Annotated in this window: 1 protein-coding gene (only partly in view); it reads left to right on the top strand. The window is 67.3% G+C overall.

Annotated elements, in window-relative coordinates; all coding sequences use genetic code 11:
* On the top strand, positions 1-13142 hold the 5' end (the start) of the coding sequence (locus ACQP1T_RS05250; RefSeq protein WP_433761985.1) for a non-ribosomal peptide synthase/polyketide synthase. It continues 30577 nt past the right edge of the window; 13142 of the gene's 43719 nt are visible here — the first part of the coding sequence; the start codon lies at positions 1-3; its stop codon lies beyond the right edge, outside the window.

Consider the following 13142-nt stretch of genomic DNA (forward strand, 5'->3'; position numbering starts at 1 on the left):
TTGGACCGGCTGGATTTCGGCGGAAACGGCGAAACTGGTGGCGAACGGGCGCACGCTGCCTCGAGGGAGTCGAGTGAGCCGTTCCCGCTGTCTCCGGCGCAGCTGGGTATCTGGTACGCCCAGCACGTCGACCCGCAGGTGCCGATCAACATCGCGCAGTACGTCGACCTGCACGGCGACCTCGATCTGGAGGTCCTGCGCGAGGCGCTGATCAGCTCCGGGCAGGAGCGTGGCTCCGGCATGCTCTGCATCACCGAGATCGATGGCCAGCCGTATCAGTGGATCGACTACACGATTCCGGACCGGGACAAGGTCTACTACGTCGACTTCCGCGGTGAGGCCGATCCTGAGGCCGCCGCGATGGCGTGGATGCGCGCCGAGTACAGCGCCCCGCTGGACCTGCTCGAAGATCGACTGCTGCGCTTCGCGGGCCTGCAGATCGGCGATCACCACTGGTACCTGTACCTGCGCGCGCACCACATCGTGCTGGACGGCTTCGGCGCGGTGACCAACCTGTCCAGGGTGGCCGAGTGGTACACCGCCCTGTTGAACGGGACCGAACCCGCACCGGCCAATGCCGCGCACTTGCGCACGCTCCTCGAGCAGGAGATGACCTACCGGGACAGCTCCCGGTTCCAGTCGGACAAGAAGTACTGGGCCGAGCGGGTCGCCGGTGTCGAGGACGGGACCAGCCTGGCGGGCCGGTCCGCGGGTCCGGCGCCGATCAACACCCTCAGCAGTGTGCTGCTCACGGATGAGCAGAACGCGGTGCTCGAAGCGGCTGTGGCGCGCCATGATTCGTCGCCCGCCGGGTTGCTGCTCGCCGCGTTCGCCGGATATCTGGCGCAGTGGACCGGCTCCGAGGACGTGATCCTGAGCCTGCCGGTGACCGCGCGGACCACCGCCGTGATGCGCCGCTCCGGCGGCGTCTCGTCGAATATCGTGCCGCTGCGGCTGCGGATCGGGCACGAGACCACCGTGGCGGATGTGCTCAAGCAAGTCCAGGTCGAGGTGACCGGCGCACTGCGACACCAGCGCTACCGGCACGAGGACATCCGCCGCGACGCGGCCGGTGACGGCGTGGTGACCAGGGAGTTCTTCGGTCCCTGGGTCAACATCATGCTGTTCCAGGACAAGATCAGCATGGGCTCGATGGTCGGCACCATGGTGGTGCTGTCCACCGGCAGCATCGAGGATCTCGGCGTCAACTTCTATCAGTCCGAGGGCGGTTCGCGCGCGCGCATCGACTTCGAGACGAACCCGAACCTGTACTCCGAGGCGGAGACGAAGCGTCAGCACGAACGCTTCCTCGAATTCTTCCAGCGCTTCCTGCGCGCCGAGGCGGATGCGCCGATCTGGGGCCTCGAGCTGACCACGGCGGCGGAGCGGGAGCTGACCGTCGCGGAGTGGAACGACTCCGAGCAGGACGTCCCGGAAACCACTCTGTCGACCTTGCTGGATGCGCAGATTCAGCTGACCCCGGACAATATCGCGCTCGAGTTCGAGGGCGCGCAGCTGACCTATGCGGAGTTCGCGGCACGGGTCAATCGCCTCGCCCGATTCCTGATCGCCGACGGTGTCGGCCCGGAATCCCTTGTCGCACTTGGTATGCGGCGTTCGCTGGAGCTCGTCGTCGGCATGCACGCGGTGCTCAAGGCGGGTGGCGCGTATGTGCCGATCGATCCGGATCATCCGGCCGAGCGCACCGCCTACATCCTCGAGTCCGCGGCACCGGTCTGTGTGTTGACGGTCTCCGGCGACGAACTCGAGCTGCCGGAATCGGTGCGCAGGGTGGAAATCGACACCCTCGACGTATCGGCGTACGACCATGCGCCAGTGGCGGATTCGGAGCGGCTGGCGCCGCTGCGTCCGGACAACACCGCCTACGTGATCTACACCTCGGGTTCGACCGGACGCCCGAAAGGTGTTGCGGTAACCCATCACGCGATCGTCAACCAGCAGCTGTGGATGCTCGACGAGTACCGCCTGACCGCCGACGACGTGTACCTGCAGAAGACCGCGACCACCTTCGACGTATCGCTGTGGGGTTACTTCCTGCCGCTGATGGTCGGCGCGAAACTTGTTGTCGCGACCCCGGACGGGCACCGCGATCCGCTGTATGTCGCGGAGATGATCGAGCGGCACGGCGTCACCGTCACCGATTTCGTGCCGTCCATGCTGACGGTCTTCGTCGCCCATGCCACCGCCGCCCAATGTGCCACGCTGCGTGCGGTTTTCGTGATCGGTGAGGCGCTGCCGCCGGAGACCGCCGCGGGTTTCCGCGCGATCACCTCGGCCGGACTGCACAACCTCTACGGCCCCACCGAGGCCGCGGTTTCGGTCACCTACTGGGAGGCCACCGCCGCCGACACCGTCACGGTGCCGATCGGTATTCCGGAGTGGAATGTCCAGGTCTATGTGCTGGATTCGCGGCTGCGCCCGGCGGCCGTCGGCGCACCGGGTGAGCTGTACCTGGGTGGGCGTCAGCTGGCGCGCGGTTACCGCGGTCGTCCGGATCTGACCTCGGATCGGTTCGTGGCCAACCCGTTCGGTACCGATGGCGAGCGCATGTACCGCACCGGTGACCTGGTGCGCTGGAATGTCGCGGGCACGCTGGAGTACATCGGCCGCACCGACTTCCAGGTGAAATTCCGCGGTCAGCGCATCGAGCTCGGTGAGATCGAGACTGATCTGCTCGCCCATCCGGTGGTCAGCCAAGCCGCGGTGCTGGTGGTCGATACCGCGACCGGTCAGCAGTTGGTCGCCTATGTCGTGCCCGCGCCGGGTCAGTCGATCGAACCGATCGAACTCACCCGGTTCGTCGCGGAGAAGCTGCCGAGCTACATGGTGCCCGCGGCGATCATGGTGCTGGACGCGTTCCCGCTCAACACTTCCGGCAAGCTGGATCGAAAGGCCCTGCCGGAGCCGGTATTCAGCGCGGACGCGGCCGAATTCCGCGCCCCGCGCACCCCGGCCGAGCAGATCGTCGCGGCGATCTTCGCCGATGTGCTCAGCCAGGAACGCATCGGCATCGATGACAACTTCTTCGATCTGGGCGGCAACTCGCTGGTCGCCACCCAGGTGGTCGCGCGGATCGGCGCGGCATTCGGCACCCGCATCGGGGTGCGCGCGCTGTTCGAGACCCCGACCGTGGCCGGTCTGGCCGCTCGCGCCGAATCGACCCCGCCTACCGAGCAGCCGCGTCCGGCTTTGGTGGCCAAGGAACTGCCTGAGCGGGTGCCGCTGTCGCTGGCACAACAGCGGATGTGGTTCATCAACCAATTCGACTCCACGGTGCCGACCTACAATCTGCCGTTCGTGGTGCGGTTGGGCGGTCACGTCGATTTCGATGCGATGCAGGCCGCGCTCACCGATGTGCTGACCCGCCAGGAATCGCTGCGCACCATTTTCCCCAACTCGGGTGACGGCGCCTATCAGCAGGTGTTGCCGATCGAGGAGGTCGACCTCGGGGTCGAGGTGCAGCCGCTCGAGGCGGCCGAATTGCTCGACGTGCTCACCGAATTCGCCTCCGCCGGCTTCGATGTCTCGACCGAGCTGCCCATTCGGGTGCGTCTGTATCAGATCGTCGGTGCGTCCTCCGATGACACCCCCGAGTACGCGCTCGCCTTCGTCGTGCACCACATCGCGGCGGACGGCTTCTCGTTCGGGCCGCTCGCGCGCGACGTCACCACCGCGTATCTGGCCCGCGCGGCCGGGCAAGCGCCCGCCTGGGCGCCACTGCCGGTGCAGTACCGGGACTACACCCTGTGGCAGCGCGAATTGCTCGGCGCCGAAAGCGATCCCGAGTCCATGGCCGCCCGCGAGATCGCCTATTGGCGCGACGCGCTGGCCGGACTGCCGGATCAGCTCGATCTGCCCACCGACCGGCAGCGGCCGCCGGTGCAGAGCTTCCGCGGCGCGCAGTTCGGTTTCGATATCGATGCCGAACTGCACACCCGGCTGAGCGCATTGGCCCGCGCCGAGGGCGCGACCCCGTTCATGGTGCTGCACGCCGCGCTCGCCCTGCTGCTTGCCCGGCTGTCCGGCACCACCGATATCGCCATCGGCACCCCGATCGCCGGACGTGGCGAACAGGCCCTCGACGACCTGATCGGCATGTTCGTCAATACGCTCGTGCTGCGCTCGGAGGTCGATCCGGGTGGGTCCTTCACCGAATTCCTCGGGCGCACCAGGGAAGTCGACCTCGCGGCGTTCGCATACAGCGACGTTCCGTTCGAACGTCTCGTCGAGGTGGTCAACCCGACCAGGTCGCAGGCGCGGCATCCGCTGTTCCAGGTGATGCTGTCGTTCCAGGAGATGTCGCACGGCACGCTGGAACTGCCCGGACTTTCGGTGTCGGCCGCCGAACTCGAAGTCCACATCGCCAAATTCGATCTGCTCTGGACGCTGACCGAACAGCGCGGCAACCAGGGTGAGCCCGCGGGCGTTTCGGTTGTCGTCTCCTACGCCACCGACCTGTTCGACGAGGCGACGGTGTCCTCGTTCGCCGATCGGCTGGTGCGGATTCTGCGCGGGATCACCGCGGATCCGGCGGCGATCGTCGGCGATATCGATCTGCTCGACGAGCGCGAGATCGAGCTGGCACGTGACGGCTGGCACGGCGCGCCGCGGGAGATCGAGGCCGTCGGGACGGTGAGCGATCTGTTCACCCGCCAGGTGGCCGCGACGCCGGATGCGATCGCCGTGGTCGACCGTTCCGTGGACGGCTTCACCCCGGCCATCGGAGCGTCGCTGGCCCACCCGTCGCCCGACCACCACCCCTCATCGAGTCGCTCCGCGACGCTGACATATGCGGAGTTCGGTTCCCGGGTGCATGCCCTCGCACGCTGGCTGATCCAGGCGGGCGTCGGTCCGGATGTTCCGGTCGCGCTCGGTATGCGGCGCTCGCTCGAGCTGATGATCGCGATCCACGCGGTACTCGAGGCCGGTGGCACCTATGTGCCGCTCGATCTCGATCAACCTGCCGAACGCATCGCCCATGTGCTCGATACCGCGGCACCGGCCTATGTGCTGACCACGTCGCGGGATCGGTTCGCACCGGAGGGGTTGGCGTCGATCGTCGTCGACGAGCTCGATCTGTCCGGAATCTCCGATGCCCCGGTGACCGATGCCGAGCGCATCTCGCCGTTGCGCCCTGAGCATCTGGCGTATGCGATCTTCACCTCCGGCTCCACCGGTCGCCCGAAGGGCGTCGGCGTATCGCATGCCGCGCTGGTGCACCAGATGCGCTGGCTCATCAGCGAATTCGGCATCGGCGCCGACGACGTCGCGCTGTACAAGACACCGGCCACCTTCGACGCGTCGGTGTGGGAGCCGTTGGCGCCCTTGCTGACCGGCGGCCGGACCGTGATCGCCACCCACGACGGTTACCGCGACACCCAATATCTGACCGAGGTCATCGCCGCCGAGCAGGTCACCGTGACCTCGTTCGTGCCGTCGCTGCTGACCGTCTTCGCCGGAACCGTCGATCCGGCGGCGCTGAGCTCGGTGCGCATGCTGCTGGTCGGCGGTGAGGCATTCACCGGTGAGGCGGTCGAGGCGTTCCGCAAGCTCGGTCGCCCCGATATCACCCTGATAAACCTTTACGGCCCAACGGAATTCACTGTCAACGCCACCCATGCGGTCGCCGATGAGGTGGTGCGCGGCGCGGTGCCGATCGGTGCGCCGGTCTGGAACACCCAGGCGTACGTCCTGGACGCGCGGCTGCATCCGGTGCCGCCGGGTGTCGCGGGTGAGCTGTATCTGTCGGGTCCCCAGCTGGCGCGCGGCTATCTCACCCGGCCGGATATGACGGCCGACCGTTTCGTCGCGAATCCGTTCGGCCCCAGCGGTTCTCGCATGTACCGCACCGGCGACCTGGTGACCCGTGATGCCGCGGGACAGATCGTCTACAGCGGTCGTACCGACTTCCAGGTGAAACTGCGCGGCGTCCGGATCGAGCTCGGCGAGATCGAATCCGCCTTGCGCGCCCATCCTTCGGTGGCGCAGGCGGTCGCGCTGGTCCGTTCCGACAGTCGCCTCGGCGACCAGTTGGTCGCCTATGTGGTGCCGTCCGAGGCCGAGCCGGAGGCCGGATTCGATGCCGTGCTGCGCACGCATCTGTCCGCCATGGTGCCCACCTATATGGTGCCCGCGGCGTTCGTGACGCTCGATGCCATGCCGCTCAATGCGAACGGCAAGCTCGATCGGCGCGCCCTGCCCAAGCCGGTCTTCGAGGTGCACACCTTCCGTGCGCCGAGCACGCCCATCGAGGAGATCGTCGCCCAGGTCTTCGGCGAGGTGCTCGACCTGCCCCGGGTCGGTGTGGACGACGACTTCTTCGACCTCGGCGGCAACTCGCTGATCGCCACCCAGGTCGCCTCGCGCATCGGCAACGCACTCGATACCCGGGTGCCGGTGCGGATGGTGTTCGAGGCCTCCACCGTGGCCGCGCTGGCGGCCCGGGTGGAATCGCACGCCGGTGCCGGGGCCCGCAGTGCGCTGGTCGCACGGGAACGGCCCGAGGAGGTGCCGCTCTCGCTCGCACAGCAGCGCATGTGGTTCCTCAACCGCTTCGATACCGCCTCCGCGGTCAACAACATTCCGGTCGCCATCCGGCTCTCCGGTGATCTCGACGTCGCCGCACTGCAGGTCGCGGTGATCGACGTGATCGACCGGCACGAATCGCTGCGCACCGTCTTCCCGGAGACCAAGAACGGCCCGGTTCAGGTCGTGCTGGACGCGGCGCAGATCGTGCCCGACCTGACCCCGTACCGGGTCACCGAGGAGACCCTGGTCGAGCATCTGATCGACCTGGCCTCCATGGCCTTCGACGTCACCGACGAAGTGCCGCTGCACGCAAGGCTTTTCGAGATCAGCGAATCCGAGTTCGTACTCGGCATGGTGGTGCACCACATTTCGGCCGACGGTTGGTCGATGGGACCGCTGGCGCGCGATGTCATGGTGGCGTACGCCGCGCGCACCTCGTGGGAGTCGCCCGCCTGGGCGGCGCTACCGGTGCAATACGCGGACTACGCGCTGTGGCAGCGCGAGGTGCTCGGCTCCGAGGACGATCCGACTTCGCTGATCTCCAGCCAGATCCGGTACTGGACCGAACAACTCGCCGATCTGCCCGACGAATTGGTGCTGCCGTCGGACCGCCCCCGTCCGGCGATCGCCTCCTACCGCGGCGGCACCTACGCCTTCGTGATCTCCGCCGAGACTCAGCGCGCGCTGATAGATCTGGGTCGCAAGCACAATTCGTCGCTGTTCATGGTCATGCACAGCGCGCTCGCCGTGCTGCTGGCGCGGGCCAGTGGTACCAGCGATATCGCCATCGGTACTCCGGCCGCCGGTCGTGGTGAGGCCGCGCTGGACGACCTGATCGGCATGTTCGTCAATACGCTGGTATTGCGCACCGATGTCGCGGGCTCGGCGAGTTTCGCCGATCTGCTCGCCCTGGCCAGGGAGACCGATCTGCAGGCGTTCGCGCACGCGGATCTGCCGTTCGAGCGCCTGGTGGAAATCCTCAACCCGGCCCGCTCGCAGGCGCGCAATCCGCTGTTCCAGGTGATGCTGGCGTTCCAGAACGTCAAGCAGGCCAACCTCGAACTGCCCGGACTCTCGGTCAACGGCATCGATTACGACGCGCGGCTGGCCAAATTCGATCTGCAGCTGACCCTGCAGGAGACCCAGGAATCGGGCGAGGCCGCCGGTATGTCGGCCGAAATCTCCTATGCCCTCGATCTTTTCGACGAGGACACGGTGGCGGCCTTCGCGCGGCGCCTCGATCGGATCCTGGCGGCCATCATCGCCGATCCGACCGTGCCGGTCGGCGATATCCCGCTGCTCGACGATCAGGAAACCGCGCTCGCGGTGGTCGGCTGGAACGACACCAGGCACGATTTGCTGCCGCGTCGTCAGCCCGGCCGTACCCCGCGTCGTTCCGGTATTCGCCAGAGCGGCGGGCTCACCCTGGTGGCCGAGTTCGCCGCGCAGGCCGCCGCCACGCCGGATGCGGTCGCGATCGTGGATCCGTCCACCGGCACTTCGCTCACCTATGCCGAATTCGGTGCGCGGGTGCACCGTTTGGCGCGGCGGTTGATCGAGGCGGGCGTCGGCCCGGAAAAGCTTGTCGCCCTTGGTCTGCGGCGTTCGGTCGACCTCGTGGTCGCGGCATACGCGGTGCAGGAGGCGGGTGGCGGCTATATGCCGCTGGACCTGGATCAGCCGACCGAGCGGATCAGCTATGTCCTCGAGTCGGCGGCACCGGTCTGTGTGCTGACGACTTCGCGGGACAACTTCGAAAGCGGCGGGCTGCCCACGCTTTCCATCGACGAGCTCGAGCTGTCCGAGTACTCGGACGCGCCGGTCACCGATGCGGAGCGGATTGCGCCGCTGCGGTCGGAGAACGCCGCGTATGTGATCTTCACCTCCGGTTCGACGGGTCGGCCGAAGGGTGTGGCGGTGCCGCATGCGGCTGTCGTCAACCAGATTCGTTGGATCACTGGTGAATACGGCATCGGTGCCGATGATGTGGTGTTGTTCAAGACCCCGGCCACCTTCGATGTGTCGGTGTGGGAAGTGTTCGGCCCGTTGAGCACGGGTGGCCGGATCGTGGTCGCGAGCCCGGACGGCCATCGCGATCCGCAGTACCTGGCCGACGTGATCGCGGCCGAGCGGGTCACCATGACCTCGTTCGTGCCTTCGATGCTGACCGTTTTCGCGGGCAGTGTGGACGCCGCCGGTGGTGCGGCATTGGAGTCGTTGCGCGCATTGCTGGTCGCCGGTGAGGCCTTCACCGGTGACACCGTTGCCGCGATTCGCAAGGTCAGCTCGGCCGAGCTCTACAACCTCTACGGACCGACCGAATTCGCGGTGCACGCGACGCACGGCCCGGTGGCGCAGGGTCTGGTCGGCGCGGTGCCGATCGGTCTGCCGGTCTGGAATGCCCAGGCGTATGTGCTCGATGCCCGGCTGCATCCGGTCGCGCCGGGTGTCGCGGGTGAGCTGTATCTGGCCGGTGCGCAGTTGGCGCGCGGCTACTTCGGCCGGACGGATCTGACCGCGGATCGTTTCGTGGCCAACCCGTTCGGCGCACCGGGCGCTCGGATGTACCGCACCGGCGACCTGGTGACCCGCAATGCCGACGGTGCGATCGTCTACCTCGGGCGCACCGACTTCCAGGTGAAGCTGCGCGGTCTGCGCATCGAGCTGGGGGAGATCGAAACCGCGCTGACCGCACACGATTCGGTGGCGCAGGCGGTCGCGCTGGTGCGCGCGGATGCGCGGACCGGCGATCAGCTGGTCGCCTATGTGGTGCCCGCCAATGGCGGCACGGTCGATGTCGACGAGCTGCGCGCGCACCTGACCGAGCAGCTTCCGTCGTATATGGTTCCCGCGGCGATCGTGGTGCTCGACGCCATGCCGTTGAACCCGAACGGCAAGCTCGATCGCCGCGCCCTGCCCGAACCCGTCTTCGAGGCCAAGGAATTCCGCGCACCGTCGACCCCGATCGAAGAGATCGTCGCCGACATTTTCAGCGATGTGCTCAGCCACGACCGCATCGGCATCGATGACAACTTCTTCGATCTCGGCGGCAACTCGCTGGTCGCCACCCAGGTGGTGGCTCGACTCGGTGCGGCACTGGACACCCAGGTTCCAGTGCGACTGCTGTTCGAGGCACCGACCGTCGCGGCACTCGCCGCGCGTATGGAGGCCAGCGCCGGGGCCGGTGCCCGCCAGGCGCTGACCGTGCGCCCACGGCCGGAATACCCGCCGCTGTCGCTGGCCCAGCAGCGGATGTGGTTCCTCAACCGCTTCGACGCCGATTCGGCCGCCGACAATATTCCGGCGGCGGTTCGGCTGCACGGACATCTCGATCTGCCCGCGCTGCGCGGCGCCATCGCCGATGTGATCACCCGGCACGAATCGCTGCGCACGATCTACCCGTCCCACGAGGGCGTGGCCTACCAGCAGGTGCTGCCGGCCGCGCAGGCGATCCCGGAACTGGAGATCGTTCCGGTCGCCGAAAGCGAATTGGGCAGTGCCCTTTACGAATTCATCGGTCGCGGTTTCGATATCACCACCGAATCCGTGGTGCGGATCCGGCTCTACCAGGTCGAGCGTGCGCCGCTGAGCAGCAAGAAGTGGCGCGACAACACGCAGCACCATGTGCTCGCGGTCGTCGTGCATCACATCGCGGCCGACGGCTTCTCGATGCGTCCGCTGGTCCGCGATCTGATGTCGGCCTATATCGCGCGCAGTTCGGAATCCGCGCCGGTTTGGCCGCCGCTCGCGGTGCAGTACGTGGATTACGCACTGTGGCAGCGCGAAACGCTCGGCTCCGAGGACGATCCGACCTCGCTGATCTCCGAACAGCTCGGCTACTGGCGCGAAACCCTGGCCGGACTGCCGGAGGAACTGCGCCTCTCGCCCAAGCCGCGGCCGGTCGTCGCGTCGTATCAGGCACACACGCACCGATTCCAGCTGCCCGGCGGGCTCGTGGAGGCACTCAACCGTGTCGCGCACGAGCACAACACCACGCTGTTCATGGTGGTGCACAGCGCATTCGCGACCTTGCTCGCGCGCCTGAGCGGTTCGGACGACATCGCCATCGGCATCCCGGTGGCCGGTCGTGGCGAGCAGGTCCTCGACGATCTGGTCGGCATGTTCGTCAACACCCTGGTGCTGCGCACCCGGATCGATCCGACCGAGGCGTTCACCGATCTGCTCGCCCAGGTGCGCGAACGCGATCTGCAGGCCTTCGCGCACGCCGACGTGCCGTTCGAGCGGTTGGTCGAGGTGCTCAACCCGGCCCGTTCGCAGGCGCGCCATCCGCTGTTCCAGGTGATGCTGTCGTTCCAGAACCTCGGACGCACCTCGCTGGAACTGCCCGGCCTCGCGGTTTCCGAGCTCGGCATCGACCCGCCGACCGCCAAGGTCGACCTGCAGCTCACCCTGAGCGAGGGCGCGGAATCGGAGATGGCCGCCGAACTCGTCTATGCCACCGACCTTTTCGACGATCGCTTCGCGAGCGCCTTCGCCGAGCGGTTCGTTCGGGTGTTGCGCGGTATCACCGCGACACCGGCGATCGTGGTCGGCGATATCGATCTGCTCGACGACGCCGAGCGGTCCCAGGTGCTGGACCGCTGGAACGAGACCGAATTCCCGGTGGACGCGGCGCTGACCTCACCGGTCGGCGATGCGGCCGCGACGCTGGTCTCGCTGTTCGAGGCGCAGGTGCTGCGCACGCCGGACGCGTACGCGGTCAGCTACGAGGGGACAACTCTGTCCTATGCCGAGTTCGCCGCCCGTGTACACCGTTTGGCGCGCTGGCTCAAGCAGAACGGCGTCGGCCCGGAATCGTATGTGGCGCTCGGCATGCGGCGCTCGATCGAGCTGGTTGTCGGCATGTACGCGATCAATGCCGCCGGTGGTGCTTATGTGCCGCTGGATCCGGATCATCCGGCCGAGCGCATCGATTACATCCTGGAGACCGCGCAACCGGTCTGCGTGCTGACCTCCGGTACCGATCTGGAGACCACGGTGTCGCGCCAGGTCCGGATTGATGAACTCGACCTGTCCGAGTTCTCGGACGAACCGCTGACCGACGCGGATCGGCATCGCCCGCTGCGTCCGGGCAATACCGCCTACGTGATCTTCACCTCGGGTTCGACCGGTCGGCCCAAGGGTGTCGCGGTCTCGCACGCCGCGATCGTCAACCGCCTGGTGTGGATGCACGCCGAATACGGTCTGTCCGCCGAAGACGTTGTGCTGCAGAAGACTCCGGCGACCTTCGACGTGTCGGTGTGGGAGTTCTTCTGGCCGTTGCAGGTCGGCGCCCGCCTGGTCGTCGCCAAGCCGGACGGCCACCGCGATCCGGCCTATATGGCGCGCCTGATCGTCGACGAGCAGGTCACCACGGTGCACTTCGTGCCGTCCATGCTCTCGGTATTCGTCGCCGAGGACCGCGCGGCCGAATGCACAAGTCTGCGCAATGTTTTCGCCTCCGGTGAGGCGCTGCCCGCGGTCGCCGCGCAGCGCCTGCGGCAGCTGACCGGCGCGCGGCTGCACAATCTGTACGGCCCGACCGAGGCCGCGGTCGACGTCACCTTCCACGAGGTGACCGACGCCGACATCAGCTCGGTGCCGATCGGTGCGCCGGTGTTCAACACCCAGGTGTACGTGCTGGATTCGCGGTTGCGGCCGGTGCCGGCTGGTGTCCCGGGAGAGCTGTATCTGGCGGGCGCGCAGTTGGCGCACGGTTATGTCGGCCGCCCGGACCTGACCACCGAGCGTTTCATCGCGAACCCGTTCGGCGACGCCCAGCGTATGTACCGCACCGGCGACCTCGTCATGTGGACGCCGCGCGGTGAACTGGAGTACCTGGGCCGCACCGACTTCCAAGTGAAGCTGCGCGGTCTGCGCATCGAACTCGGCGAGATCGAGTCGGCGCTCACCGCACAGGACGCGGTGGCGCAGGCGGTCGTGCTGGTGCACTCCGATGAGCGGACCGGCGATCAGCTGGTCGCCTACCTGGTCGCGAATCCGGACCGGGCCATCGAAATCGAGACCGTCAAGCACACCCTCGGTGCGCAGTTGCCCGCCTACATGGTGCCCACGGCGTACCTGGTGCTCGACGAGTTCCCGCTCAACGCCTCCGGCAAGCTGGATCGCAAGGCGCTGCCCGCACCGACGTTCGCGGCCAAGGTCTTCCGCGCCCCAACCACTCCGGTGGAGGAGATCGTCGCGGGCACCTTCGCGGAAGTGTTGGGTCTGCAGGGCGTCGGCCACGGCGTCGGTCTGGACGACGATTTCTTCGAACTCGGCGGCAACTCGCTGATCGCCACCCAGGTGGCGGCGCGACTCGGCGCGGCGCTGGATACCCACATCCCGGTGCGCGCGCTGTTCGAGGCCTCGAATGTCGCGGCACTGGCCGCACTGGTGGAATCGGCCGCTGGCGAGGGCGGGCGCGCTCCGCTGACCCCACAGCCGCGCCCCGAACTGGTCCCGCTATCGCTGGCCCAGCAGCGGATGTGGTTCCTCAACCGCTTCGATAACCGCACCGCGGTCAACAACATCCCGGTCGCCGTCCGGCTCACCGGCGAGGTCGATATCGTCGCGCTGAACGCCGCCATCGG

Origin of the sequence: Nocardia sp. CA-135398 (genome assembly GCF_050955845.1) — a bacterium.
Taxonomy (GTDB): Bacteria; Actinomycetota; Actinomycetes; order Mycobacteriales; family Mycobacteriaceae; genus Nocardia.